Below are 23,646 nucleotides of genomic sequence, written 5' to 3'. Positions count from 1 at the left end.
GCGAAAGGGCCGGCACATCCCCCCATCAAGCCGGGGTCAAACACTCCGGCGCATCCAGCTTCGGGTCATTGACGAAGTTGGCCAGGGCCCGCTCACGCAACGTCGCAGGTGGGCTGGCCAGCAGCTCGTGCAAGCGGGTAACCGGCGTGTCCGGGTCGAGCCAGGCCGCCTGCCCGGCCTCGTCCAGTATCAGCGGCCGACGCTGGTTCATGGCCGCCTGGGTCACCACCGCGCAACTCAGCCATACCTGGTCCTGCACCGGGTAGGCCTCCCACACCGCCGCAAAATACAGCGACGCGCCCTCCCCCGGGGTCAACCAGAACGGGCGTTTGCGCACGTTGCCACGCCATTCGTAAAAGCCGTTGGCTGGCATCAGGCAGCGACGCTGGCGAAATGCATCGCGAAACATCGGTTGCTCGGCCAGCGTTTCGGCCCGGGCATGGGCGGGGGTACGGGACAGGTCGGTGAGCCAGGCCGGGGTCAACCCCCAGCGCGCCTTTGCCAGTTGCTGCTGGCCATCAAGCTGGCGCTGGATCAGCACCGACGCCCCTGGCGATATATTCCATTGGGCCGGCTGGCCGACGGGAAAACCCGGCAGACTGGCAAGGGCCTGGGGCCAGCGAAACAGGGCATAACGTCCACACATGGGCGAATTCAGAACCTAGCAGATCAAGGTACCGGGGACATGCTCCGGTTCGTCGCCAACCAGTGGCTGGGCATCATTGTACGCATCGATCAGCTGCCGTGCGCATTCGGCCTGCTCATCAGCCACGATAAGCCCCAGCAGGCCCTGCAAGGGCAGCTCGCCGGCGGCACCGAGCAGGTCACGGCCGACCACGTGCACATTGATCCCCTCGCTGGCAAGCATGCCCACCAGCATTTGCGCCTCGAGCAGGCTTTCCGGTTCGTAGATGCGCTGCATCAGGCGTCGTCCTCGCGGCGGACTTCAAGCATCCATTCGTCACCATGCACCTGCAGAATGCACACCACAGGCTGGCAGCACACCTGACAATCCTCGGTATAAACCTGGTCGCCCGCAGACAGATCGACGGTAGTTTCCACACGTTCGCCACAATAAGGGCAATCATAGAAGTCGGTTTCCAGCATCGCGGCCTCCGCAGTGACTTATGCGTATAATTGCCGGTCTGTTTACAGGGTCTGTGTGCGTCCGAGCCGTTTTTCGGAGCCCGTCCCTACCTTATTACCCTAGCCGTTTCCAACAAGAGAGCATGATGGGCGAATTCGATGCCATCCGACCGTACGACGACGCTGAGGTCCCTGCCGTTCTGGCACGCCTGCTCAGCGACCCGGCATTCCTCGATATCCTCACTCACTTCCGCTTTCCGCGTGCGGCCGGTGCTCTCGGCTGGTTGCTCAAGCCCTTGATCGCACGCCGCCTGCGCAAGGAATTCGCAGGCGTTACCTGTGTCTCGACCCTGCAGGACAAAGTCGAGTACTACGTCGACCAGACCATCGATCGCGCCACCGACGGCGTCACCTATTCGGGTGTGGAACAGCTCAAGGCAGGCACCGCCTACCTGTTCCTGGCCAACCACCGTGATATCGTCATGGACCCGGCCTTCGTCAACTATGCCGTGTACCACGCCGGCCTGCCCACGCCGCGCATCGCCATTGGCGACAACCTGCTGCAAAAGCCCTTTGTCAGCGACATGATGCGCCTGAACAAGAGCTTCATCGTGCACCGTTCGATCAGCGGGCGGCGCGAAAAACTGGCTGCCTACCAACTGCTATCGGCCTACATCAACCACTCGATCCGCAACGATGCCACCTCGATCTGGATTGCCCAGGCCGAAGGTCGGGCCAAGGACGGTGACGACCGCACCGACTCGGCAATCCTCAAGATGTTCCACATGAGCCGCAAGGACGAGCCGTTCGGTGCGGTTATCCAGAGCCTGAACCTGACCCCGGTGTCGATCAGCTACGAATACGACCCGTGCGACCAGGCCAAGGCCCGCGAGCTGTACATCCGCGCCACAACCGGCACCTACAAGAAGGCGCCGGGCGAAGATGACAACAGCATTGCCAAAGGCATTACCGGCTACAAGGGCCGAGTCCACATCAACTTCGCGCCGCCGGTAACCGAGTACCACGAAGACACAAAACAGCTGGCGGCAGAGATAGACCGGCAGATTCTGGGGGGCTACCGACTGTTCCCGGTGCATTACCTGGCGTATGCGATGTGGGAAGGCAAGGACGAAGCCCTGCAGGTGCCAAGCGCCGAGAAGGTGTTCCCGGCGGATGAGCTGGCCAAGGCCAAGGAAGAATGGCAACGGCGTCTGGATGCCTGTCCGCAAGAGCAGCGGCCGTACCTGGTGTTGCAGTATGCGACGCCGGTGCGCAACCAGTATCAGGTCAGGCAGCAGACACCGGTCGCCTGATCGATCCCGGGGGCTGCGTTGCAGCCCAATCGCGACACAAGGCCGCTCCCACAGGGAATTGCGTCCACCCTTGTGGGAGCGGCCTTGTGTCGCGATTGGGCCGCAACGCGGCCCCGATGGTTCTTAGATCCAGGTGCTGAACCAGGACAGCAGCAGCGCCATCGCCAGGCACGAAAAGCCCAGGATGTAGAAGTATTTCGGCACCCGAAGGTCGAATGCGTCCACTACCCCCTCGTCTACTGCCATGTATGCGCGGGTTTCGGCCTCGCGCCGCCGTGCACTGTGCAGCAGCAAACCGCCCGGGCAGGTCAGCAGCAGCGCCAGCAGGTTGATCAGCTTGGTGGGATGGGCGGCCAGGAACCCCCAGAGCACTTGCAAGGACATCACGCAACCTCGGTGTGAGCAGTGGCAAAGGCCAGCATTCTACCCAAGTCGCACCGTGGCGCCCGGCCTCGGCGACAAACTGTCGTTAAATTTCATCTGTCATCCGCTCGTCATCCATACAGGCGACCCTGTCGACCTTTTGATGACCCGGAGCTTTTTCATGTTGCACGCCGAAAACCAGGACCGCCTCTACCTCGTTGCCCAGAGCGATGAACAACAGGCGCTGATCGATGGTTTTGCCATCAATGTGCAGGACCGCCAGTGGCTGGTCTACTGTGCGCTTGGCGGACATGTGCATGAGGACTTGCCCGAAGTGGATGCAGGCACAGGGTTCAGCTTGCTGGATTTCCACATAGAAGCGGCGTAAATCTGTGCCATCCAGACAACAAAAAACCCGCTGCCTGTCACTCAGGCAGCGGGTTTTCTGACACAACCTGAAGCTTACTGACCCAGCACCTGCCCGATGCTCGGGTCCTTGAACAGGCGGGTCAGGGCATCGCTCAGCACATCACCCACCAGCTGGGTGTTGGTGTCCTGATTCGGCGCCATGCCGAAACGCTGGTCCAGCGAAGCGCCATAACGGCCGCTGTAACGGCGGCCGCCATTGGTCACATCAGCGCGGAAGGTGGCGCCGATGGTGGCCTCGGTCACGTAAAGGTTGTCTTTCGGCGACTGGTACTTCAGCTCGGCCAGGGTGACGGTCAGCTGCGGCGCATTGTAGGCGTTCGGGGTCGGGGTGAAGCCGAGCAGGCGCACAGCAGCTTCAGCCTGAGCCTGCAGCTTGGGCACCACGTCATTACCGCTGACACTGATGGTGCTGGTCTCGGGGTACATGCCACCGCGGGTACCCAGGGACGGCGAAGGCCGGCCATCAACTACCCGGACCACCACCGGCTGGCCATGGCCGACCGGGGCCAGCTGGGCCTTGAGCGTGGGTTGCGGGTTGAGTTGTTGCGGGCTGTGGGCACAACCGACCAGGCTAAGGCTGGCCACGGCGATCAAACCGAACAACAGACGTTGCAACATGCGCGTTTCTCCAGAAAATGCGGCAAAGGCCCACAGTATACCTAGCCAGGCACAGACCAGTCATCGGCCCGATCCGCTTGTCACAATCGTTTCATCGCCACACCCTTATCCTTGCGCCAAGCCCTAACGCAAAGGACTCGCCGCCATGACCTCGCTCTGGACTCAGCTCTTCAAACGGCCGCGTCACAACGCTTATGCCCGCCTTGACGCTGATGGCAAATGCCTGGCCTTCAAGCAATGCAGCCAGGCACCACGGGGCATCGACTGGGTGCAGATCAGCGAAATTCAGCTGGCCTGGTTGGGGCGCGAACTGCCCGCCGAAGCCCGGGTTTGCGCCCGTGCAAAGCGCCGTTGGCACCAACGCCTCCTCGCTGCCTGACAAACGCTGCAATAAAAACCACGAATGGCGACATTTCTGCCCGCGACATCGCTATAATCTCCCCCCGATTATAAGGACGTCTCCTGATCGGGCCCCGCATTCGCCGATTGACCCCGGCAACTTCACCGCCTCGCCCACAGAGAGCCTTCCACTCAGGTCTTGCATCGGCTGTCGTGCCTGCTTTTTCCGGCCCTTCACACTGCATGAACCTGCGGGTTGCCATCGCGCAGTCCCCTTTTGAGGTTCACGTCTCCAAAAGAGCGTGAAAAAACGGTTTTCACAACTTCACAAGAGTGTGGCGAGCAAATGAACAGTCTGGCATGTGCAAAAGCGGCAGATGTGTCCCGAACAGCCCTGAACAGGCGGCAGATGCGCTCATCCCGTATGAGTGTCTGAACCGTTCCATAACGCACGCACGACACCTTGACCATAAGTCGAATTGCCGCACCTGTGGCAAACGGCGTTCAATACACGAACCCGAAGACTGATTGGCGGTGTCCGCGGAAGTTGCAAGAACTGCGAAAAGTCGGACATGGCGACCCTGGCAAACCCAGGTCCTATGCTGTCAATTAGGTAGCTGTAGATTGTGGAGACGCGTTAAATGGCGCAGAACGAATCGGTTGATGTGGTACTGGTAGGCGCGGGCATCATGAGTGCCACCCTGGCCGTACTGCTCAAGGAGCTTGACCCGACCCTGAAGCTTGAGGTCGTCGAGGCGATGGACTCCGGGGCCGCGGAAAGCTCCAACCCCTGGAACAATGCAGGCACCGGCCACGCCGGCCTGTGCGAGCTGAACTATACGCCGCAGGCCGCCGATGGCAGCATCGACATCAAGAAGGCCGTGCACATCAACACCCAGTTCGAGGTTTCGCGCCAGTTCTGGGCCTACCTGAGCAAGAAGGGCAACTTCGGCTCGGCGCGTGCCTTCATCAACCCTGTCCCGCACCTGAGCTATGTCGAGGGTGACAAGGGTGTTTCCTTCCTCAAGAAGCGCTTCGAGCTGCTCAAGCAGCACCACGCCTTCGCCGAGATGGAATACACCGAAGACAAGGCCGTGATGAACGACTGGATGCCGCTGATGATGCCTGGCCGCCCGGCCGACCAGCACATCGCCGCTACCCGCGTGGCCAAAGGCACCGACGTCAACTTCGGCGCACTGACCAACAAGCTGCTCAAGCTGCTGGGCGACTCGCCGGACGCGCAGGTCAAGTACAGCAAGAAGGTTGTCGGCCTGCGCCGTAACGGCAGCGGCTGGACCGTGAGCATCAAGGACGTCAACAGCGGCGGCAGCCGTGAAGTCGACGCCCGCTTCGTCTTCCTCGGCGCCGGCGGCGCGGCCCTGCCGCTGCTGCAGTTGTCCGGCATCCCGGAAAGCAAAGGTTTTGGCGGCTTCCCTGTCAGCGGCCAGTGGCTGCGTTGCGACAACCCGGAAATCGTCAAGCAGCACCAGGCCAAGGTCTACAGCCAGGCCGCTGTCGGCGCCCCGCCGATGTCGGTACCGCACCTGGACACCCGCGTCGTGGACGGCAAGACCTCGCTGCTGTTCGGCCCGTATGCCGGCTTCACCACCAAGTTCCTCAAGCACGGCTCGCTGATGGACCTGCCGCTGTCGGTGCGCATGGGCAACATTGGCCCGATGCTGGCCGTGGCCCGCGACAACATGGACCTGACCAAGTACCTGGTCAGCGAAGTGATGCAGTCGATGGAGCAGCGTCTGGAAGCCCTGCGTCGTTTCTATCCGCAGGCCAAGGCCGAGGACTGGCGCCTGGAAGTGGCGGGTCAGCGCGTGCAAATCATCAAGAAAGACCCGAAAAAAGGCGGCGTGCTGCAGTTCGGTACCGAGCTGGTCTCGGCCCAGGACGGCAGCCTGGCAGCACTGCTCGGCGCATCGCCGGGTGCCTCGGTGACCGTGTCGATCATGCTGGAACTGATCGAGCGCTGCTTCCCCGAGCAGGCCAAGGGCGCCTGGGCTGCCAAGCTCAAGGAAATCTTCCCGGCTCGCGAGAAGACCCTGGCAACCGATGCTGCGCTGTACCACAAGATCAGTGCCGATAACGACGCGGCCCTGGACCTGGCAGAAAGCAGCCCGGCGGCCAAGCATTACGCCTGAACCGCCTGCTAACGAAAAAACGCCCCTCGGGGCGTTTTTTTGTGCCTGGAGACCTATCAGCCTGTGCCGGCCTCTTCGCGGGCTTGCCCGCTCCCACAGGTTCGGCGCTGCCCTCATCCCTGTGGGAGCGGGCGAGCCCGCGAAAGGGCCAGCACAGGTTGAAGATCAACCGCGGGCTTTATCGATGATCTCGATGTACTCAGGGGCATTGCGCTGGTCGGCAATCTGCTCGACGAAGGTCTTGCCGTGCTCGTCCTTGCCATCCAGGTCCAGGCCAGCTTCGACGAAGAAGCCTACAAAGCGCTCAAAGTCGTCCACGCGCAGGCCGCGGTAGGCCTTGACCAGCTTGTGCAGCGACGGCGAAGTCACACCATCGGCCGGCTCGAACTGAAGGAACGACTTGATGTAGTCGTCGCTGATTTCGTCACCGATTACCTGTTTCTTGTCTTTACGCATTGCCGACTCCAACTGGACCATCACGGAATTTCGAAGGCCGGCAGTTTACCCCCCGCAGGCTTCGCGCCTCAACGCGTACGTACCGTCCCGGTGTGCAGGTCGGCCCAGATATGGCCGTTGCCGTAAGTCAGAAACTGCACGTACAGGGTTTCGTTACGCAGCAGGTCCATGACCACCCGGTAGTTGCTGACCGGGTAATTCAGGCTCAAGGTGCGGGTTTTAGCGTCATACACAGGCTTTTTCAGGCTTTTGGCCGCTTCACCATCGAACGTCAGCAGCACCTGGGCAATGGTCGCGCCCTTGCTCAGCGGCTTGCCCTTCAGGCGCACCTGCAACGACGATGTGATCGGGATCGGCTGCTGATCGGACTGGCGCTGGGCCCCTACGACCACCGAATAGTCAGTCACTTGCAGCAATTGCTGGCTGGTCGGCGCTTCCTGGCGCAGGGACTGGTCATCAGGTGGCAGGAACTGACTGTGCAGCGGTGCGGCAGCGAGCGGCAGGCTGACCGCCAGCAGGAGGGGAAGAATCGCACGCATGTGAGGCTCCTTGTATGAAGGAGCACTCTAGCATGCCGGGTACAGCCGATATCAATCGAACTGCGCGCGCATCCAGGCCTGGTAATCGGCCACGCCGGCTTCACCCTCGCGCGGCGCCCAGTGTGCGTGCTCGCCCTCGCCCACTGGTCGGTATGGCCCAGCCTTGCACTCGAACAGGATGCTGTCGGGCTCCAGCACCACCAAGCCATGGTAGGTACCAGGCGCCAGATCCACACCCAGACAGTCGCCACCGGCCTGCAGCACCCGCTTGCCAGTCACCGCGCCTTGCTCATCGAAGATCAGCAGGCCAAAGCACCCCTTGAGCGCTATCAAGGTTTCAGCCTTGTCGGCGCTCACATGGCGATGCGGCGGAATGTAGGTGCTCGGTTGCAGCCCGACCGCCATGCGGTGGCAGGGCTCTTCCATAGCGTGAAAGTTATGGTGCTGCCGCCCGCGCGGGTTGGCAGCGGCCTTTTCGGCCAGCCCGGCGAACAGCGATTGGTCGATGAACGCAGGCTGGCGCACGGTTACAGCCCCTTTACGGCGAAGATGCCGTTAGCGTTGCGCCAGTACCCTTTGTAGTCCATGCCGTAACCGAAGATATAGCGATCGACACAAGGCAGGCCCACATAGTTGGCCTTGAGGTCAGGGCTTGCCTTGCGGTCGTGATCCTTGTCGATCAGCACAGCGGTGTACACCGAGCGGGCGCCGGCATGCTTGCAAAACTCGATGATGGCGCTGAGGGTGTGGCCTTCGTCGAGGATATCGTCAACGATCAACACGTCACGGTCGATGAACGACACTTCCGGCTTGGCCTTCCAGAAAAGCTCGCCGCCGCTGGTCTGGTTGCGGTAGCGGGTAGCGTGCAGGTAGGAGGCTTCCAGCGGGAACTGCAGGTGGGTCAGCAGTTTGCCGGAGAAGATCAGGCCGCCGTTCATCACGCAGAACACAACCGGGTTCTTGTCGTGCAGGTCCTTGCAGATCTGCTCGCCGACTTTGGCGATGGCCGCTTCGACTTCGGCTTCGGTGTACAGGCAGTCAGCTTCACGCATGACTTGACGGATATGCTCGAGATCGGCGGACATGGCGCTCTCCGGGGGGCATTTTGGAAAAGCGGGCAAAGGTACGCATCCGCTCGTCACAGATCAAGCATTTATGGACTAACGTCCAGAATGACCAGACGACAGCACAGGCTGAATAGATTAATCTAGCGCGGTTTTTTTGCCCGCCTTTCGGAGCCCTCCCCTATGCCCACTCGTGAGATCCGCCATCCGCTGATCCGCCACAAGCTTGGCCTGATGCGCCGTGCCGATATCAGCACCAAGAATTTTCGCGAACTCGCCCAGGAAGTCGGCGCGCTCCTGACGTATGAAGCCACCCAGGACCTGCCCCTCGAAACCTACGAGATCGACGGCTGGTGTGGCAAGGTCTCGGTTGAAAAAATCGCCGGCAAGAAGATCACCGTAGTACCGATCCTGCGCGCCGGCATCGGCATGCTCGACGGCGTACTCAGCCTGATCCCGGGTGCCAAGGTCAGCGCCGTCGGCGTTGCCCGAAACGAAGAAACCCTCGAAGCCCACACCTACCTGGAAAAGCTCGCGCCGGACATCAACCAGCGCCTGGCCCTGATCATCGACCCGATGCTGGCCACCGGCGGCTCGATGGTTGCCACCATCGACCTGCTGAAAAAGGCCGGCTGCAAAGAGATTCGCGCCATGGTGCTGGTCGCCGCGCCAGAAGGCATCGAGGTGGTAGAAAAAGCCCACCCGGACGTGAAGATCTACACCGCCTCGATCGACCAGCGCCTGAACGAGCACGGCTACATCGTGCCAGGCCTGGGTGATGCCGGTGACAAGATCTTCGGCACCAAGCAAAAGGACGCCTGACCATGCAGGACGGCTTCAACGACCCGCTCTGGCGCCAGGTCGTTTCGGGCGCGCAGATGCTCTTCGTGGCATTCGGCGCGCTGGTGCTGATGCCCCTGATCACCGGCCTCGACCCGAACGTCGCGCTGTTCACCGCCGGCATCGGCACCCTGCTATTCCAGCTGGTCACCGGACGTCAGGTACCGGTGTTCCTGGCCTCGAGCTTTGCCTTCATCACGCCGATCATCCTCGCCAAAGGCCAGTTCGGCCTGGCCGAGACCATGGGCGGCGTAATGGCTGCTGGCTTCGTGTACACCTTCATGGGCCTGATGGTAAAAATCAAAGGCACCGGTTTCATCGACCGCATGCTACCGCCGGTGGTGATCGGCCCGGTGATCATCTCCATCGGCCTGGCCATGGCACCGATCGCCGCCAACATGGCGATGGGCAAAGGTGGGGACGGTACAGCGCTGATGCCATACAAGACGGCCATGCTGATCTCGATGCCAGCGCTGCTGACAACCTTGATCGTTGCCGTATTCGGCAAGGGCATTTTCCGCCTCGTGCCCATCATCTCCGGCGTGCTGGTGGGCTTTGCCCTGTCGTTCGCCTTTGGCGTGGTCGACACCGCCAGGATCGCTGCCGCACCGTGGCTGGAAATCCCCAATTTCACCGCCCCTGCGTTCAACTGGCAGGCCATTCTGTTCATCGTCCCGGTTGCGCTGGCGCCGGCGATCGAGCATATCGGCGGGGTGATTGCAGTGGGCAGCGTGACCGGCCGTGACTACCTGAAGAAGCCTGGCCTGCACCGGACGTTGCTGGGCGACGGCCTGGCGACTACTGCAGCTGGCCTGTTCGGCGGCCCGCCCAACACCACCTATGCCGAAGTGACCGGCGCGGTGATGCTGACCAAGAACTACAACCCGAAGATCATGACCTGGGCGGCGGTCTTCGCCATTACCCTGGCGTTCATCGGCAAGTTCGGCGCGCTGCTGCAGAGCATCCCGGTGCCGGTGATGGGCGGCATTCTGTGCCTGCTGTTCGGCTCGATTGCAGCGGTGGGCATGAACACCATGATCCGCCACAAGATTGACCTGGGCGAAGCACGCAACCTGGTGATCGTCTCGGTGACACTGGTGTTCGGTATCGGCGGCGTGCTGATCGGCAGCGGTGACGGCCCGGATGACTGGGGCCTGAAGGGCATCGCCCTGTGCGCCATTGTGGCTATTGCACTGAACCTGATTCTGCCGGGTAATGACAGCTGGAAGCACAAGAAGCTGGATGTATAAACGGTCGGTAGGGGCCGCAAGGCGGCCCCTTCGATTCAGGCCTTTTCACTCATATCAGCCAACACCCTCACCCACTCCGGGTGATCATTCAGGCACGGCACCAGCACCAGCTCCCGGCCACCCGCCTCGACAAACTGCTCGCTGCCACGCATGCCTATCTCTTCCAGGGTCTCGATGCAATCCGCCACAAATGCCGGGCACATCACCAGCAGCTTCTTCACACCGGCCTTGGCCAGTTCATCCAACCGCGTCTCGGTGTAGGGTTCGATCCACTTGTCCCGGCCCAGCCGCGACTGGAACGATACCGACCACTTGCCATCAGGTATGCCCATTTTCTGCGCAAAGGCTTTGGCCGTGGCCAGGCATTGCCCGCGATAGCAAACCGAACGTACTTCGGCGGTTGCACCGTGGCAGCAATCGGCAGCACGCAGGTCGTGCTTGACCCCCTTCGGAAACAGTTTCTTCAGGTGCCGTTCCGGCAAACCATGGAAGCTCAACAGCAGGTGGTCGTAACCCGTCTCAAGATACGGCCGGGCACTGGCAGCCAGTGCCTCGATGTACGCCGGGTGCTCGTAGAACGGCTGCAGCACACGCATCTGCAACGGCAACTGGCGCTCGCTGACGGTCTGTTTTGCCAGCTCGACCACCGTGGTCACCGTACTGTCGGCGAACTGTGGATAAAGCGGCGCCAAAGTCACCTTGCGCACACCTTGGGCGGCCAGCCGCTCCAACACATCAGGCAACGCTGGCTGGCCGTAGCGCATGGCAATTTCCACTGGGCCATGAGGCCAGTGCTCGACCATCGCTGCCTGCAGGCGACGGGTCAGCACAACCAGAGGCGAGCCCTCCTCCCACCAGATCGAAGCGTAGGCGTGTGCCGACTGCTCAGGGCGCTTGATCAGGATCAGCGACACCAGCAAGCGCCGCACCGGCCACGGCAGGTCGACCACGTACGGGTCCATGAGGAACTGGTTGAGGTAACGGCGCACATCGGCCACCGAGGTGGAGGCCGGGGAACCCAGGTTGACCAGCAGCAGGGCGTGATCGGTCATGCAGCGTCCTATGTCAGAGGCCACTGGACAGGTTGTCCAGCGCCGATTGCAGATCGTTGAAACGGAAGGTGAAGCCTGCTTCCAGCAAGCGTACCGGGCGCGCCCGCTGGCCTCCCAGCAGCAAGGTCGACATCTCGCCAAGCCCGACCTTGAGCAGCAATGCCGGCACTGGCAACAGCGCCGGCCGATGCAGGGCTCGGCCCAGTCGCCTGGCAAACTCACGGTTGCGCACAGGCTCCGGCGCGCAGGCATTATAAGGACCGCTGGCATCCTTGTGCTGCAAGAGAAAATCAATCAGGGCGACCTGGTCGTCTATATGAACCCAGGGCATCCACTGCCGCCCGTCGCCCAAAGGCCCGCCCAGCCCCAGTTTGAAGGGCATGCGCAGGCGCGACAAAAAGCCGCCATCGCTGGCCAGCACCAGACCAGTACGGACCAGTACCACGCGTATCCCCTGGGCTTGCGAACGCTGGGCGGTCTCTTCCCAGGCAATGCACAACTGGCTGGCGAAATCTTCACGTACCGGGGGTGAAGCCTCGGTCAGTTCGCGTTCGCCACCGTCTCCGTACCAACCTACCGCAGAGCCGGAGATCAACACCTCCGGGCGCTGCTCACGGGTGCCCAACCACGCCAGCAATTGCTCGGTAAGGGTGACACGGCTGGCCCACAGCACGTTGCGCCGGGCGGCCGTCCAGGGCCTGTCGGCAATCGGCGCACCAGCAAGGTTGACCACCGCATCAAGCTGATCGTCGGCCTCCAGCTGTTCCAGGCGCGCGATACCACGCACCCCGCTACCACAGATTTTTGCTACCTGTTCAGGACGCCTGCTCCAAACCGTAAGCCGATGCCCTTGGCCCAGCCAGTACTGGCACAGATGCTTGCCAATCAAACCGGTGCCACCTGTCAGCAATATATGCATGGCTGTGTCCTCGCAGAATGCATCGGTGGTCTATTTTTAACAGCAAGGCACTTTTTTGACCCGACGCTCTCGGATAAACATAGGCCAACCTGCCCGCCAACACGGAATAACCTTATACAGAATTTTTGCATTGTACAGGTTTGCCTGACAGCGTAGTCTGCTCACAGCAAGGTTTGAAGAGGCCATCATGACAATACCTATCGCCATCATCGGGGCCGGCATCGCCGGTTTGTCAGCCGCCCAGGCTTTGCAAAAGGCCGGGCAATCCGTGCACTTGTTCGACAAAGGCCACGGCAGTGGCGGGCGCATGGCCAGCAAGCGCAGCGAAGCCGGCGCGCTCGACCTGGGCGCACAGTACTTCACTGCCCGTGACCGACGCTTTGTCGATCAGGTGCAGCAATGGGTGGCCGCCGGCTGGGCCGAACAATGGAAGCCTCAACTGTATAACTACCGTGACGGCGAACTCACCCCTTCCCCTGACGAGCAGACGCGCTGGGTAGGCGTGCCACGCATGAGCGCCATTACCCGCGGCTTGCTCAAGGACGTCACGGTCAACTTCGGCTGCCGCATAGCGGAAGTGTTTCGCGGCAAGCAGTACTGGCACCTGCAAGACACCGAAGGTTGCAGCCACGGCCCCTACAGCCGTGTGGTCATCGCCGTCCCGGCACCGCAGGCCACGCCACTTCTGGCCGCCACACCGAAGCTGGCGGCCGTGGCCGCTGGCGTGCAAATGGAACCTACCTGGGCCGTGGCCCTCGCCTTCCAGGCACCGCTGGATACGCCAATGCAAGGCTGCTTCGTGCAGGACAACCCGCTGGACTGGCTGGCTCGCAATCGCAGCAAGCCCGGCCGCGACGAGCACCTGGACACCTGGGTACTGCACGCGACCTCAGACTGGAGCCGGCAACACATCGACCTGCCCAAGGAAGAAGTGATCGAACAGTTGTGGGGTGAATTCGCCGAACTGGTCGGCTGCGTGGTACCGCCGCCCACCTTCTCCCTGGCTCACCGCTGGCTCTATGCCCGCCCCAGTAGCAACCATGAGTGGGGCGCACTGGCCGATGCCGACCAGGGCTTGTACGCCTGTGGGGACTGGTGCCTGTCCGGCCGCGTCGAGGGCGCATGGCTCAGTGGCCAGGAAGCGGCGCGGCGCTTGCTCGAACACCTTGAGTGATGCCGAACTATACAAAAATACTAGTTTGCATAACTTCAGCGCTGTGCTGAAATAAACCTGTACAAGTTTCGAGTCACGTACAGGTTTATTTTCGGAGGCAGCCATGCACGACCCTTCCGCCCACCGCAAGCCGCGTATCGCCATCAGCGCCTGCCTGACCGGGCACAGCGTGCGCTACAACGGCGGCCACAAGGCCTCCGACCTGTGCCGTAAACAACTGGAACAGCACTTCGACTGGCTACCTGTGTGTCCGGAAGTGGCAATCGGCCTGGGTGTTCCGCGCGACCCGATTCGCCTGGTCGGCAACCCCGAGCAACCCGAAGTGGTCGGCACCCGCGACCCCGGCAAGGACCTGACCTACCCGCTGCGCACCTATGGCGAGCAGATGGCCAACGAACTTGACGACATCTGCGGCTACATCTTCATGCAGAAGTCACCTTCTTGCGGCCTGGAACGGGTAAAGGTTTATCAGGACAATGGCCACCCGGCCGTGCATGGTGGGCGCGGCGTCTATGCCCAGGCTTTCTGCGCATTGCGCCCGGACCTGCCAGTAGAGGAAGAAGGCCGCCTGCATGACCCCGTGCTGCGCGAGAACTTCATAAGCCGCGTTTACGCCTACGCAGACTGGCAGCGCCTGCTGGCCGAGGGCCTGAACCGTGGCGCGCTGGTACGCTTTCATTCGCGCTACAAGTATTTGCTGATGGCCAATAACCCCCAGGCCTATCGCACCCTCGGCCGCCTGCTTGGCAGCATGAGCAAGGCTGATGAACCACAGAGCATCGGCCCGCGCTATTTCAGCCAGCTGATGCAAGCCCTGCGCCGCTGCGCGAGCCGCGGCACCCACAGTAACGTGCTGCAGCACCTGAGCGGTTACTTCAAGGATGCCCTGACGCAGCAGGACAAGGCCGAGTTGCAGGCAGTCATCGGCCAATACCAACAAGGCGTGGTACCACTGGTAGTGCCACTGACCTTGCTCAAACACCATTTGCGCAAGCACCCAGACCCCTACCTGCAGCAACAAGCCTACCTGCAGCCGCACCCCGAGAGCCTGGGTTTGCGCAATGCGGTCTGAGGACTTGCTGCCCATCGGCGAACTTGCCCGTCGCACCGGCGTAAACCCGGTCACCCTGCGCGCCTGGGAGCGCCGGTATGGGTTGCTCAAGCCACAGCGCACCGCCAAGGGGCATCGCCTGTACCCACTTGAGCAGGTCGAACGCGTCGAGGCGGTCCTGGCCTGGCTGCAGCGTGGCGCGTCGGTCGGCCAAGTCCGCGAGTTGCTCGACAAACCCGCCAGCACCCCACCGAAGGGGGACTGGCAAGCCAGGCAATTCCAGCTGATCGAAGCCATCGCCGGCCTTTCACAGCGCGCCCTCGACCAGCAACTTAACCAGGCCATGGCGCTGTACCCGGCAGTCACCCTGTGCGAACAACTGCTGCTGCCGCTGCTCGACATGCTCGACCAGCGCTGGCGCAATTACTTCAACGCTCGGCTGGAGCAGGTGTTTTTCCACAGCTGGCTGCGCAGCAAGCTCGGTGCCCGCGTGTACCACGACAACCAGCTGCTGCAAGGGCCCGCCGTGCTGCTGGCCGAAGACAGCGAACGCACCTTCAGCCCAGACTTATGGTTGTGCGCCTGGCTGCTCACCAGCAATGGCTTCCCGGTCGAGGTGCTCGAGCAGCCCGTCGCAGGCCCGCAATTGCTAAGCGCCGTCAACACGCTCAAACCACGCGCCTTACTCCTGCACTTGGGCCCACGCATCGACGACAAGGCGTTGCTGCGCACCCTGCAAGGCTTACCAATCCCCAAGCTGTTGGGTGGTGCCACGCTGGCGCTGCATGAAGCCCGCTTGAAGGCTTTTGAGCTACCCGACCTTTTCCTGTTCGACACCCCGCAGGCGGCATTGCGCGTGCTTCAAGCCCATGATCGACAGCCTGTAGAGATAAATGCCCCATGCACCTGACCTGGCTGCGCAGCGACCTGCGTATCGATGACAACACTGCACTCAGCGCCTCCACCGAGCGCGGCCCGACCATCGCCCTGTGGCTGGTCAGCCCCGGACAATGGCAAGCCCATGACGATGCCGCCTGCAAAGTCGACTTCTGGCTGCGTAACCTGCATGACCTGCGCCAATCACTGGAAAAGCTGAACATACCCCTGCTGATCCGCACAATCGATACCTGGGACCAGGCGCCACAGGCGGTGCTCGATGTCTGTCGCCAACATCAGGTGCAAAGCGTGCACTGGAACGAGGAGTACGGCATCAATGAGCAGCGCCGGGATGATGCCACCCGGGCACTGCTGGAAAAGTCGGCCATCCAGGCGCACAGCTACCTCGACCAGCTGTTCTTCCGTCCGGGCACCGTACTGACTCACAGTGGCGATTACTTCCAGGTGTTCAGCCAGTTCAAGAAAACCTGCCTGGAGCATCTGCACCGCAGCCTGCCGGCCCTGGCAGGGCGGGTGAAGCGCCAGGCCCCGCTGAACATCGGCAGCGACCCAATCCCGCAACACGTAGAGGGATTCGGAAAAACCACGCACGCACTGCGCGACCACTGGCCAGCCGGTGAAGCTGAGGCACAGTCCCGCCTGTCACGCTTCCTGGACGAAACCATCGACGACTACCACCACTTGCGCGACTTACCTGCCAAGCCTGGTACCAGCCAGCTTTCCCCCTACCTGGCCGCCGGCGTGATTTCGCCCCGCCAATGTTTGCACGGTGCACTGGCCGGCAACCGGGGCGAGTTCGACAGTGGCAGCACAGGCGTGCAGACCTGGATCAATGAGCTACTGTGGCGGGAGTTCTACAAGCACATCCTGAGCGGTTATCCACAGGTCTCGCGCCACCGCGCCTTCCGCGCCCAGACCGAAGCCTTGCCCTGGCGTGACGCCCCGGCAGACCTGGAGGCCTGGGAGCAGGGCCGCACCGGCTTCCCGATCATCGATGCCGCCATGCGCCAGTTGCTGCACACCGGGTGGATGCACAACCGCTTGCGCATGATCGTGGCCATGTTCCTCAGCAAGAACCTGCTGATTGACTGGCGCAAGGGCGAGCGACACTTCATGCGAAACCTGATAGACGGCGATCTGGCCGCCAACAACGGGGGTTGGCAGTGGAGTGCGTCCACCGGCACTGATGCGGTGCCCTATTTCCGTATCTTCAACCCGGTTTCGCAGTCGCAGCGCTTCGATCCTCAGGGGCATTTCATTCGCCACTGGGTACCGGAACTACAGGAGCTCGATGAAAAAGCCATCCATCAGCCCATTAAATCGACGGACCTTTTCGGTAATACTTCTTACCTAAGTCCAATCGTAGATCTCAGTAGCAGTCGCCAGCGGGCCCTGGAAGCGTTCAAAGGGCTGCCACGCCGGCAGAATTAGGGGATAACGTGTTGATTAACTCACGCAGTTTCTGGGTTACGGGCGCAAGCAACGGACTTGGCTTGGCTTTGGTGGAGCGGATGCTCGATGAAGGACATCGCGTTGCCGCGAGTGGCAAGAATAGCGACGCACTGGATGCTTTGGGGGCACGCTACGGCAGCCAATTGTTGCGGTTGCCGTGGCAGTTGCAGGAAGAACAACACGTCAGCCATGCGTGCCAACAAATTTGCCATGCCTGGTGTTCGCTGGACGGGCTGATCCTCAACACCGGCACCACCGATTACCTGCCAGACAATGCCAGTGACAGTGAGCTGATCGAAGCGATCGTCACTACCAACCAGCTGGCCGCAGAGCATTGCCTGAGCAAAGCGCTGCCGTTGCTGGAAAAGGGTCGGTCGCCGCAGGTGATGGCGCTTTTCAACCGCTATTCGGCGTTGCAGCTGTTTGCACCGACACAGGTGACTGCGGGCTGGAACAATTTGCCACAATGGATGCGTGAGCAACGCAAGGCCCTTGAGGACCAAGGGGTAGCACTGACCATTGTAGGGCCACAATCGTTGAAGGTTACGCTAACGTCGGCACAGGCGATACCGGAGGCGTGGACGCCCGGCAGTGCCGCAGAGGAGTTGCTGCGGCGTTGGCCTCAGAGAGAACCCGAACTGATCCTGGAGACGCTGGACCTCAGTAGCCTGTGGCCGCTGGCGCGTTAACACCTGAAATCAGCATTACCGTCTTCGCGGGCAAGCCCGCTCCTGCAAATTACCCAGACCTTGAGTACTGTGGTATGCCGGCAGGAGCGGGCATTGCCCGCGAAGTGGCGAATGCAGGCGAACTCAGAGCGCCATTCTGTAATGCAGGCTGTAGCTTTCTACACCATCATTGGGCTCTTTGATGCCCGCGTTGGAATAGTGAATCGCCCGCACCCCAATCTCATGCCCGCCGGCAAAGCGCAAACCAAAGCCGATGCGGTCCTCAAACTGGAAAGCCGAACCCAGCTCGTTGCTTTCCAGCTCGGTGCTGGAGAACGCCGCTACCCCTATCCCGGCTTCGATGTAAGGCTTCACCGACTCCCCGGCAAATTCATAGACGAACACGGGCGCGAAGGACAGGCTGTGATTGCTTGCGGTCTCGTCGCCATCCCAGTAGGTGTAGGCCCCATCCCAATAGCCGGTCAGCCGACCAACGCTGGTCTGCCACCAACTCGCATCCCAATTCGATTGCAGCCCTAGCCGGTAAACCATTGTCGAATCGCCGGTCTGCCCCACCGAAAACGAAACATCGGCAGCTTGTGCCGACATCGCTTGCCCCAAAACAAAGGCAGCAGCCGCTGCCAAGCCGAGCAGTTTCCTCATAAGAAACATCCTTCTTTCTGATGCTGTTGTTAGTGTCCGCCTCATCTCAGGCAAAGCGGTAGAAAGCAGAAGTGGAACGATAGTTCAGTCTTTTTTCACGTTTTTTTCACAACGCAAAGCTTTGCACATCGTCAGACTTATGCCACAGCACAGGGAGGATTTTTCTTAAGGCTTCTGGGTCAGCGCTTGTCCAGAAGCGTGCAGCGCCAGCCGGGCCTTCGGCCAATAGATCATTGGCACCCAGCAGCCGTCGCAACTGACGCGCCACGGCCGCGCCGGTGTCGATGATGGCCACGTCATCCGGGACCATGCCAGCCAGCAATGGGCGAAGGAAAGGGTAATGGGTGCAGCCGAGGATCAGCGTATCGCAACCTGCAGCCAGTAGCGGCTGCACATAACCTTGCAGCAGCTGGCGCACCGCTGGGCTTACAAGGTCACCGGCTTCGATCAGTTCGACCAGCCCCGGGCAAGGCTGGGTAATAACCTGTACGTCGTTGGCGAAGCGGTCGAGCAAGGCTGCGAATTTGGCACTCTGCAGGGTACCGGTGGTGGCCAGCACACCGACCACGCCCGAGCGGGTGGCTGCCGCTGCAGGCTTGACGGCCGGTTCCATGCCCACCAACGGCCAGGTCGGATACAACTCACGCAGGTCAGCCACTGCCGCCACCGTGGCAGTGTTGCAGGCCAACACCATTGCCTTTGCGCCTTGTTCATGGAAGAACCCGGCAATGTGCCGGCAGCGCTCGCGAATATAGTCCGGCGACTTCTCACCGTAGGGTATATGCCCGCAATCGCCCACATACAGCAACGTTTCGTTGGGCAGCAGGCGCTGGATCTCGGCCAGCACCGACAAACCGCCAACCCCCGAGTCCATGACGCCGATCGGCGCCGAGCGCTCAGCCATCGCGCTTACCACAGACCGCGCAAGCCGGGTCGCGCTTGACACGAAGCTCGCGGATACGGGTGCCGAGGGCATCGATCAACAGCAAGCGGCCGACCAACGGCTCACCGAAGCCAGCCAGCAACTTCATCGCCTCCAGCGCCTGCAGGCTACCCACCAGCCCCACCAGCGGGCCAATGACGCCAGCTTCGCTGCAGGTCAGTTCGGCTTCGCTACCATGCCCGTAAAGGCAGTGGTAGCACGGGCTGTAGTCGCGCCGCGGGTCGAACACCGACAGTTGGCCTTCCAGACGGATTGCCGCTCCGCTGACCAGCGGCTTGCCGGTGGCGACACAGGCAGCGTTGACCGCCTCGCGGGTAGAGAAATTGTCGGAGCAGTCCAATACCAGGTCGACTGCCGACACCGCAGCCGCCAGCGAGTCCTCGTCCAGTGCCTGGCGGTGAGCAACCAGACTGACTTCCGGGTTGATTGCCTGCAAGCGCTGCAAGGCCGAGTCGACCTTGCTCATGCCGACGCTGGCACTGTCGTGGATGACCTGGCGTTGCAGGTTGGTCAGGTCGACGGTGTCGAAGTCGGCCAGGTGCAGCTCACCCACGCCAGCGGCGGCCAGGTACAGGGCGACTGGCGAGCCCAGGCCACCCAGCCCGATGATCAGCGCTTTGCTCTGCTTGAGCCGCAGCTGGCCATCGATGTCGATCTGGGACAGCAGCACCTGGCGGCTGTAACGCAGCAGTTCCTGATCACTCAGCATGGCAGTCGCCCCAGGGTAATGCGTTCATGGCCGCCCAGGTCCGTGCGGCTGGCCACCTCGATAAAGCCATGTTCAGCCAGCAGAGCGCGTACCGCTGCCGCCTGATCGTAGCCATGTTCCAGCAGCAGCCAACCACCTGGCAACAAGTGCGCGGGGGCCTGGGCGGCGATCACGCGAAGGTCGTCCAGGCCATCGGCACCGGCCACCAGGGCACTGCTGGGTTCGAAGCGCACGTCGCCGGCCACCAGGTGCGGGTCTTCAGCGGCGATGTAGGGCGGGTTGCTGACAATGAGGTCGAAACGCTCCCCGGCCAGGCTGTCGAACCAGTGGCTTAGCCGTACCCGAGCGTTGGCCAGGCCTAACCGCTGGCGGTTGCGCTCGGCGAGGGCAGCAGCCTCCTCCACCCGGTCAACCGCTGTCACCTGCCAGGCCGGGCGTTCGCTGGCCAGCGCCAGAGCGATGGCCCCCGTACCCGTACCCAGGTCGAGAACCTTGGCTGGCGAAGCGGGTTGCAGTTCAAGCGCCGTCTCGACCAGCAGTTCGGTATCCGGCCGCGGGATCAGGGTATGCGGCGCAACCTCCAGGTCGATCTTCCAGAAGCCCTGCAGCCCAAGGATATAGGCCACTGGCTCGCCGCCACGGCGGCGCTGCAGGTAGCCGGCATAGGTCTCGGCATCTTCGCTGCTGACGATACGCTCGGGCCAGGTATGCAGGTAGCTGCGCGATTTACCGATGGCCGCAGCCAGCAGCAGTTCGGCATCCAGGCGCTCAGTGGGCGATTCAGGCAACTGCGCGTTGCGCAACAGGCTGGCGATGACAGTCATCAGTCCCCCAAGGCGGCCAGTTGATCGGCCTGGTATTCGGCCAGCAGCGGTTCGATCACCGCGTCTACGCCACCGCTGAGGATGTCGTCCAGCGAATACAAGGTCAGGTTGATGCGGTGATCGGTCACCCGCCCCTGTGGATAATTGTAGGTGCGGATGCGCTCGGAGCGGTCACCGGACCCCACCAGCAGCTTGCGCTCACTGGCAATGGCGTTCTGCGCGGCACTGGTCTGCATGTCGTTCAGCTTGGCCGACAGCCAGGACATGGCGCGAGCACGGTTCTTGTGCTGCGAGCGCTCCTCCTGGCATTCGACCACGATACCGGTGGGCAAGTGGGTGATACGGATCGCCGAATCGGTCTTGTTGACGTGCTGGCCGCCGGCACCGGAGGCACGGTAGGTGTCCACGCGCAAGTCGGCCGGGTTGATTTCGATGGCGGCTTGCTCGTCCGGCTCGGGGAGCACCGCCACCGTGCACGCGGAAGTGTGGACACGGCCTTGGGATTCGGTCTCGGGCACACGCTGAACCCGGTGTGCACCGGACTCGAACTTGAGCTTGCCGTAGACATTCTCGCCCTCGACGCGGGCAATGATTTCCTTGTAGCCGCCGTGCTCGCCTTCGTTCTCGGACAAGATTTCCAGGCGCCAGCCGCGCTTTTCGGCGTAGCGCGAATACATGCGGAACAGGTCACCAGAGAAGATGGCTGCCTCGTCGCCACCCGTACCGGCGCGGATTTCCAGAAACACGTTGCGACCGTCGTTGGGGTCTTTGGGCAGCAGCATGCGCTGCAGCTGCGCCTCCAGCGTCAGCAGTTGCTCCTTGGCTTCACGCACCTCTTCCACGGCCATTTCACGCAGGTCCGGGTCACTGTCCTTGAGCAGCGCCTGGGCACCTTCGAGGTCGTCCTGGACTTTGCGCCACTCTTTATAAGCAGCGTAGACCGGCTCTACCTCGGCATACTCGCGGGAGTAGGCGCGAAAACGCGTCTGGTCGGAAATAACCTCGGCGTCACCGAGCAGGGCGGTGAGTTCTTCGAAACGGTCCTGGAGGATTTCCAGTTTGTTCAGCAGCGACGCTTTCATTGCGGGGATTTGTCCGTGGAGCCCTCATTGAGGGCAAAGAGTTCCTGGGCCATGGCCAGCGCATCAAGGCGGCCCTCGGCCGAGAGCTTTTTCAGCTGCACGCTGGGCGCATGCAGGAGTTTGTTGGTCAGGCCCCGGGCCAGCTGGGCCAGCACGTCTTCGGGGTTGCCGCCATTGGCCAGCAGGCGCAGGGCCTTTTGCAGTTCTTCGTCGCGAAGGCGCTCACTTTGCTGGCGATAGGCCCTGAGCACGTCCACTGCAGCCAGTTCGCGCAGGCGCAGCATGAAGTCTTCGGCGCCCACGGACACCAGCTCTTCGGCCGCCTGAGCCGCACCCTGGCGGCTCTTGAGGTTTTCTGCCACTACATCGTGCAGGTCGTCGACGGTGTACAGGTAGACATCGTCCAGCTCGCCTACTTCGGTTTCGATATCGCGAGGTACCGCGATGTCGACCATGAAGATCGGCTTGTGTCGGCGCTGTTTCAGTGCGCTCTCGACCGCGCCCTTGCCCAGGATCGGCAACTGGCTGGCGGTGGAACTGATCACGATGTCACTGTTGGCCAGTTCCTGGGGGATGTCTGCCAGCAGCACGGCATGCGCACCGAACTGCTCGGCCAGGATGCTGGCGCGCTCCAGGGTGCGGTTGGCCACCACGATACGGCGTACGCCCTGCTCGTGCAGGTGGCGGGCGACCAGGGTGATGGTTTCGCCGGCACCGATCAGCAGGGCCTGGCTGCGGCCCAGGTCGGCGAAAATCTGCTTGGCCAGGCTGACCGCGGCGAACGCAACCGAAACCGGGTTTTCACCGATGGCCGTATCGGTACGCACCTGCTTGGCGGCGCTGAAGGTGGCCTGGAACAGGCGCCCAAGCAACGGCCCGACAGTACCGGCTTCGCGGGCCACGGCGTAGGCGGACTTCATCTGGCCCAGAATCTGAGGCTCGCCGAGAACCAGCGAGTCCAGGCCCGAGGCCACGCGCATCATGTGCTTCACGGCTTCGTGCTCTTCATGCACGTAGGCGCTGGCGCGCAGCTCGTCGAGGCTGAGGCGGTGATAGTCGGCCAGCCACTGCAGCACGGCGTCGGCGGACAGGTGGTCCTGCTCTATATAGAGCTCACTGCGGTTGCAGGTCGACAGGATCGCCGCCTCGCGGCTGGACGTCAGTCTGCAGAGCTGCTGCAGGGCGTCTACCAGCTGCTCTGGGGTAAACGCCACGCGCTCGCGTACGTCTACCGAGGCAGTCTTATGGTTGATACCAAGTGCAAGAAAGGCCATGCAAGGTCGCTGGTTGTGACGGGAAGCCGATAATTGTCCTCTTTCGCAGGTTTCAGGACAACCACCGTTCGCTATTGTGCTGATAGTCCTGCGGCTATCGCCGCTCGCGGGCCAGCATCAACGTTGATTTCAGGTTTCACTCCCGCTTTTGATCTGCTTCTGATCTTCGCGACTTCAGGAGGCCGAACGCAGTCCTTGCCAGTTAAAGACTGTTACCTATGTGCGTGAACTGATTTGTAACCCATGTGGGTGAGCCATACAGGCGAAAAGGTGAGTCAGCGTCGCCATCGCAAATGGACGGTTCGCCGAGTCAAAACAGACGAGTTTGCTTCTTGCTTCTTGGATGTGAGCATCCACATTAAATAGGTATTCATTCGCGAAGGTGGCGCGTAGTCACCTTTCCGCCCTTCCGGCGGGTTACTTTGGTCGTGGCCAAAGTAACCAAAGCCGTCGGCTCCCATCATCCGGCCCCTACGCTACGCTCCGGGGTC

The 23,646-nt window shown here is 61.9% G+C and carries 28 protein-coding genes; 11 read left to right on the top strand and 17 right to left on the bottom strand.

From position 1 onward, the window contains the following. Window positions 1-25 precede the first annotated feature (25 nt). Genes ACK59Z_RS22840 through ACK59Z_RS22830 form a run of 3 tightly spaced genes read right to left on the bottom strand, consistent with a single transcriptional unit; the run spans window position 26 to window position 1,107 of the window. Window positions 26-646, bottom strand: a complete 621-nt coding sequence (locus tag ACK59Z_RS22840; RefSeq protein WP_003247346.1) for an SOS response-associated peptidase — start codon at window positions 644-646, stop codon at window positions 26-28. Between the two features lie 15 nt (window positions 647-661). Further along, the gene (locus tag ACK59Z_RS22835) at window positions 662-922 is read right to left on the bottom strand and encodes a putative signal transducing protein (RefSeq protein ID WP_019750456.1); all 261 of its coding nucleotides are present in this window, start codon (window positions 920-922) and stop codon (window positions 662-664) included. Then, window positions 922-1,107 carry a CPXCG motif-containing cysteine-rich protein gene (locus ACK59Z_RS22830; RefSeq protein WP_003247349.1) on the bottom strand — a complete coding sequence of 62 codons (186 nt, stop codon included), beginning with the start codon at window positions 1,105-1,107 and terminating at the stop codon, window positions 922-924. Before ACK59Z_RS22830 ends, ACK59Z_RS22835 begins: the two co-directional genes overlap by 1 nt. A 122-nt stretch (window positions 1,108-1,229) precedes the next feature. On the opposite strand from ACK59Z_RS22830, the gene ACK59Z_RS22825 reads away from it, so the two are divergent. Then, window positions 1,230-2,399: a 1-acyl-sn-glycerol-3-phosphate acyltransferase gene (locus ACK59Z_RS22825; RefSeq protein ID WP_003247351.1), complete on the top strand. Its 1,170-nt coding sequence runs from the start codon at window positions 1,230-1,232 to the stop codon at window positions 2,397-2,399. Between the two features lie 123 nt (window positions 2,400-2,522). Here ACK59Z_RS22825 and ACK59Z_RS22820 read toward each other — a convergent pair whose 3' ends face one another. Then, window positions 2,523-2,783, bottom strand: a complete 261-nt coding sequence (locus ACK59Z_RS22820; RefSeq protein ID WP_108192141.1) for a hypothetical protein — start codon at window positions 2,781-2,783, stop codon at window positions 2,523-2,525. Window positions 2,784-2,943: 160 nt separating this feature from the next. On the opposite strand from ACK59Z_RS22820, the gene ACK59Z_RS22815 reads away from it, so the two are divergent. Beyond that, entirely contained in the window at window positions 2,944-3,150 is a 207-nt protein-coding gene (locus ACK59Z_RS22815; RefSeq protein WP_003247353.1) for a hypothetical protein, read from the top strand. Window positions 3,151-3,224: 74 nt separating this feature from the next. Here the strand turns inward: ACK59Z_RS22815 and ACK59Z_RS22810 are convergent, their stop codons facing one another. After that, a complete protein-coding gene (locus ACK59Z_RS22810) occupies window positions 3,225-3,809 on the bottom strand; it encodes a YajG family lipoprotein (protein WP_003247354.1) in 585 nt (194 codons plus the stop codon). A gap of 145 nt (window positions 3,810-3,954) precedes the next feature. Here ACK59Z_RS22810 and ACK59Z_RS22805 point away from each other — a divergent pair, with 145 nt between their 5' ends. Further along, complete coding sequence (locus ACK59Z_RS22805) at window positions 3,955-4,188, top strand: hypothetical protein (RefSeq protein ID WP_003247356.1); 234 nt, start codon at window positions 3,955-3,957, stop codon at window positions 4,186-4,188. 601 nt (window positions 4,189-4,789) lie between these two features. Beyond that, window positions 4,790-6,298 carry a malate dehydrogenase (quinone) gene (mqo, locus tag ACK59Z_RS22800; protein WP_003247357.1) on the top strand — a complete coding sequence of 503 codons (1,509 nt, stop codon included), beginning with the start codon at window positions 4,790-4,792 and terminating at the stop codon, window positions 6,296-6,298. Between the two features lie 165 nt (window positions 6,299-6,463). On the opposite strand, the gene ACK59Z_RS22795 is transcribed toward mqo, so the two are convergent. The 4 genes from ACK59Z_RS22795 to ACK59Z_RS22780 all read right to left on the bottom strand — a co-directional run bounded on the left by ACK59Z_RS22795 (window position 6,464) and on the right by ACK59Z_RS22780 (window position 8,378). Continuing rightward, window positions 6,464-6,754, bottom strand: coding sequence for a PA4642 family protein (locus ACK59Z_RS22795; protein ID WP_003247360.1), 291 nt, complete (start codon window positions 6,752-6,754; stop codon window positions 6,464-6,466). Between the two features lie 68 nt (window positions 6,755-6,822). Continuing rightward, window positions 6,823-7,293: a hypothetical protein gene (locus tag ACK59Z_RS22790; RefSeq protein WP_003247361.1), complete on the bottom strand. Its 471-nt coding sequence runs from the start codon at window positions 7,291-7,293 to the stop codon at window positions 6,823-6,825. 51 nt (window positions 7,294-7,344) lie between these two features. Continuing rightward, complete coding sequence (locus ACK59Z_RS22785; RefSeq protein ID WP_108192142.1) at window positions 7,345-7,818, bottom strand: WbuC family cupin fold metalloprotein; 474 nt, start codon at window positions 7,816-7,818, stop codon at window positions 7,345-7,347. A gap of 2 nt (window positions 7,819-7,820) precedes the next feature. After that, window positions 7,821-8,378, bottom strand: a complete 558-nt coding sequence (locus ACK59Z_RS22780) for a hypoxanthine-guanine phosphoribosyltransferase (protein WP_003247364.1) — start codon at window positions 8,376-8,378, stop codon at window positions 7,821-7,823. Between the two features lie 162 nt (window positions 8,379-8,540). Between ACK59Z_RS22780 and upp the strand changes: the two genes are divergently transcribed. Together upp and ACK59Z_RS22770 are read left to right on the top strand one after the other, a co-directional pair. After that, complete coding sequence (gene upp, locus ACK59Z_RS22775) at window positions 8,541-9,179, top strand: uracil phosphoribosyltransferase (protein ID WP_003247366.1); 639 nt, start codon at window positions 8,541-8,543, stop codon at window positions 9,177-9,179. Window positions 9,180-9,181: 2 nt separating this feature from the next. Further along, window positions 9,182-10,447 carry a uracil-xanthine permease family protein gene (locus tag ACK59Z_RS22770; protein ID WP_003247369.1) on the top strand — a complete coding sequence of 422 codons (1,266 nt, stop codon included), beginning with the start codon at window positions 9,182-9,184 and terminating at the stop codon, window positions 10,445-10,447. Window positions 10,448-10,482: 35 nt separating this feature from the next. Here ACK59Z_RS22770 and hemH read toward each other — a convergent pair whose 3' ends face one another. Together hemH and ACK59Z_RS22760 are read right to left on the bottom strand one after the other, a co-directional pair. Further along, complete coding sequence (hemH, locus tag ACK59Z_RS22765; protein WP_003247370.1) at window positions 10,483-11,499, bottom strand: ferrochelatase; 1,017 nt, start codon at window positions 11,497-11,499, stop codon at window positions 10,483-10,485. Between the two features lie 13 nt (window positions 11,500-11,512). Continuing rightward, entirely contained in the window at window positions 11,513-12,418 is a 906-nt protein-coding gene (locus tag ACK59Z_RS22760; RefSeq protein ID WP_108192143.1) for a TIGR01777 family oxidoreductase, read from the bottom strand. A gap of 187 nt (window positions 12,419-12,605) precedes the next feature. Between ACK59Z_RS22760 and ACK59Z_RS22755 the strand changes: the two genes are divergently transcribed. The 5 genes from ACK59Z_RS22755 (at window position 12,606) to ACK59Z_RS22735 (ending at window position 17,681) form a co-directional block, all read left to right on the top strand. Continuing rightward, window positions 12,606-13,592, top strand: a complete 987-nt coding sequence (locus ACK59Z_RS22755) for an NAD(P)/FAD-dependent oxidoreductase (RefSeq protein ID WP_014755328.1) — start codon at window positions 12,606-12,608, stop codon at window positions 13,590-13,592. Between the two features lie 103 nt (window positions 13,593-13,695). After that, a complete protein-coding gene (locus ACK59Z_RS22750; RefSeq protein ID WP_409293689.1) occupies window positions 13,696-14,664 on the top strand; it encodes a YbgA family protein in 969 nt (322 codons plus the stop codon). Continuing rightward, window positions 14,654-15,553: a MerR family transcriptional regulator gene (locus tag ACK59Z_RS22745; protein WP_047605069.1), complete on the top strand. Its 900-nt coding sequence runs from the start codon at window positions 14,654-14,656 to the stop codon at window positions 15,551-15,553. The genes ACK59Z_RS22750 and ACK59Z_RS22745 overlap by 11 nt, the downstream gene beginning before the upstream one ends. Beyond that, window positions 15,544-16,971 (top strand): deoxyribodipyrimidine photo-lyase, encoded by a 1,428-nt coding sequence (phrB, locus tag ACK59Z_RS22740; protein WP_409293687.1) that lies wholly within the window; start codon window positions 15,544-15,546, stop codon window positions 16,969-16,971. Before ACK59Z_RS22745 ends, phrB begins: the two co-directional genes overlap by 10 nt. Window positions 16,972-16,982: 11 nt before the next feature. Then, window positions 16,983-17,681 (top strand): SDR family NAD(P)-dependent oxidoreductase, encoded by a 699-nt coding sequence (locus tag ACK59Z_RS22735; RefSeq protein ID WP_409293685.1) that lies wholly within the window; start codon window positions 16,983-16,985, stop codon window positions 17,679-17,681. Between the two features lie 123 nt (window positions 17,682-17,804). On the opposite strand, the gene ACK59Z_RS22730 is transcribed toward ACK59Z_RS22735, so the two are convergent. The 6 genes from ACK59Z_RS22730 to hemA all read right to left on the bottom strand — a co-directional run bounded on the left by ACK59Z_RS22730 (window position 17,805) and on the right by hemA (window position 23,155). After that, a complete protein-coding gene (locus ACK59Z_RS22730; RefSeq protein ID WP_003247385.1) occupies window positions 17,805-18,323 on the bottom strand; it encodes an acyloxyacyl hydrolase in 519 nt (172 codons plus the stop codon). A 106-nt stretch (window positions 18,324-18,429) separates the two neighbouring features. Beyond that, window positions 18,430-19,227, bottom strand: a complete 798-nt coding sequence (gene murI, locus ACK59Z_RS22725) for a glutamate racemase (RefSeq protein ID WP_409293683.1) — start codon at window positions 19,225-19,227, stop codon at window positions 18,430-18,432. After that, window positions 19,220-19,975, bottom strand: coding sequence for a molybdopterin-synthase adenylyltransferase MoeB (locus ACK59Z_RS22720; protein WP_108192149.1), 756 nt, complete (start codon window positions 19,973-19,975; stop codon window positions 19,220-19,222). The genes murI and ACK59Z_RS22720 overlap by 8 nt, the downstream gene beginning before the upstream one ends. After that, window positions 19,969-20,799: a peptide chain release factor N(5)-glutamine methyltransferase gene (prmC, locus tag ACK59Z_RS22715; RefSeq protein ID WP_004575885.1), complete on the bottom strand. Its 831-nt coding sequence runs from the start codon at window positions 20,797-20,799 to the stop codon at window positions 19,969-19,971. Before prmC ends, ACK59Z_RS22720 begins: the two co-directional genes overlap by 7 nt. After that, entirely contained in the window at window positions 20,799-21,881 is a 1,083-nt protein-coding gene (gene prfA / locus ACK59Z_RS22710) for a peptide chain release factor 1 (protein ID WP_003247392.1), read from the bottom strand. Before prfA ends, prmC begins: the two co-directional genes overlap by 1 nt. Further along, a complete protein-coding gene (gene hemA, locus ACK59Z_RS22705; RefSeq protein WP_003247394.1) occupies window positions 21,878-23,155 on the bottom strand; it encodes a glutamyl-tRNA reductase in 1,278 nt (425 codons plus the stop codon). The genes prfA and hemA overlap by 4 nt, the downstream gene beginning before the upstream one ends. Window positions 23,156-23,646 lie beyond the last annotated feature (491 nt).

This window comes from Pseudomonas sp. KCJK9058, assembly GCF_046230975.1.
GTDB lineage: Bacteria > Pseudomonadota > Gammaproteobacteria > Pseudomonadales > Pseudomonadaceae > Aquipseudomonas > Aquipseudomonas alloputida.
Note: the sequence above shows the minus strand (reverse complement) of the source record. Positions and strands in the feature narration are given on the sequence as shown.

Bases quoted from the DNA above. Each gene is read 5' to 3' on its own strand.
- ACK59Z_RS22730 (WP_003247385.1), bottom strand. From the start codon at position 18,323: ATGAGGAAACTGCTCGGCTTGGCAGCGGCTGCTGCCTTTGTTTTGGGG.
- ACK59Z_RS22770 (WP_003247369.1), top strand. From the start codon at position 9,182: ATGCAGGACGGCTTCAACGACCCGCTCTGGCGCCAGGTCGTTTCGGGC.
- ACK59Z_RS22795 (WP_003247360.1), bottom strand. From the start codon at position 6,754: ATGCGTAAAGACAAGAAACAGGTAATCGGTGACGAAATCAGCGACGAC.
- ACK59Z_RS22745 (WP_047605069.1), top strand. From the start codon at position 14,654: ATGCGGTCTGAGGACTTGCTGCCCATCGGCGAACTTGCCCGTCGCACC.
- prmC (WP_004575885.1), bottom strand. From the start codon at position 20,799: ATGACTGTCATCGCCAGCCTGTTGCGCAACGCGCAGTTGCCTGAATCG.
- ACK59Z_RS22810 (WP_003247354.1), bottom strand. From the start codon at position 3,809: ATGTTGCAACGTCTGTTGTTCGGTTTGATCGCCGTGGCCAGCCTTAGC.
- ACK59Z_RS22755 (WP_014755328.1), top strand. From the start codon at position 12,606: ATGACAATACCTATCGCCATCATCGGGGCCGGCATCGCCGGTTTGTCA.
- ACK59Z_RS22805 (WP_003247356.1), top strand. From the start codon at position 3,955: ATGACCTCGCTCTGGACTCAGCTCTTCAAACGGCCGCGTCACAACGCT.
- ACK59Z_RS22750 (WP_409293689.1), top strand. From the start codon at position 13,696: ATGCACGACCCTTCCGCCCACCGCAAGCCGCGTATCGCCATCAGCGCC.
- murI (WP_409293683.1), bottom strand. From the start codon at position 19,227: ATGGCTGAGCGCTCGGCGCCGATCGGCGTCATGGACTCGGGGGTTGGC.
- hemA (WP_003247394.1), bottom strand. From the start codon at position 23,155: ATGGCCTTTCTTGCACTTGGTATCAACCATAAGACTGCCTCGGTAGAC.
- prfA (WP_003247392.1), bottom strand. From the start codon at position 21,881: ATGAAAGCGTCGCTGCTGAACAAACTGGAAATCCTCCAGGACCGTTTC.
- mqo (WP_003247357.1), top strand. From the start codon at position 4,790: ATGGCGCAGAACGAATCGGTTGATGTGGTACTGGTAGGCGCGGGCATC.
- ACK59Z_RS22835 (WP_019750456.1), bottom strand. From the start codon at position 922: ATGCAGCGCATCTACGAACCGGAAAGCCTGCTCGAGGCGCAAATGCTG.
- ACK59Z_RS22815 (WP_003247353.1), top strand. From the start codon at position 2,944: ATGTTGCACGCCGAAAACCAGGACCGCCTCTACCTCGTTGCCCAGAGC.
- ACK59Z_RS22840 (WP_003247346.1), bottom strand. From the start codon at position 646: ATGTGTGGACGTTATGCCCTGTTTCGCTGGCCCCAGGCCCTTGCCAGT.
- phrB (WP_409293687.1), top strand. From the start codon at position 15,544: ATGCACCTGACCTGGCTGCGCAGCGACCTGCGTATCGATGACAACACT.
- ACK59Z_RS22720 (WP_108192149.1), bottom strand. From the start codon at position 19,975: ATGCTGAGTGATCAGGAACTGCTGCGTTACAGCCGCCAGGTGCTGCTG.
- ACK59Z_RS22820 (WP_108192141.1), bottom strand. From the start codon at position 2,783: ATGTCCTTGCAAGTGCTCTGGGGGTTCCTGGCCGCCCATCCCACCAAG.
- hemH (WP_003247370.1), bottom strand. From the start codon at position 11,499: ATGACCGATCACGCCCTGCTGCTGGTCAACCTGGGTTCCCCGGCCTCC.
- ACK59Z_RS22790 (WP_003247361.1), bottom strand. From the start codon at position 7,293: ATGCGTGCGATTCTTCCCCTCCTGCTGGCGGTCAGCCTGCCGCTCGCT.
- ACK59Z_RS22830 (WP_003247349.1), bottom strand. From the start codon at position 1,107: ATGCTGGAAACCGACTTCTATGATTGCCCTTATTGTGGCGAACGTGTG.
- upp (WP_003247366.1), top strand. From the start codon at position 8,541: ATGCCCACTCGTGAGATCCGCCATCCGCTGATCCGCCACAAGCTTGGC.
- ACK59Z_RS22760 (WP_108192143.1), bottom strand. From the start codon at position 12,418: ATGCATATATTGCTGACAGGTGGCACCGGTTTGATTGGCAAGCATCTG.
- ACK59Z_RS22825 (WP_003247351.1), top strand. From the start codon at position 1,230: ATGATGGGCGAATTCGATGCCATCCGACCGTACGACGACGCTGAGGTC.
- ACK59Z_RS22780 (WP_003247364.1), bottom strand. From the start codon at position 8,378: ATGTCCGCCGATCTCGAGCATATCCGTCAAGTCATGCGTGAAGCTGAC.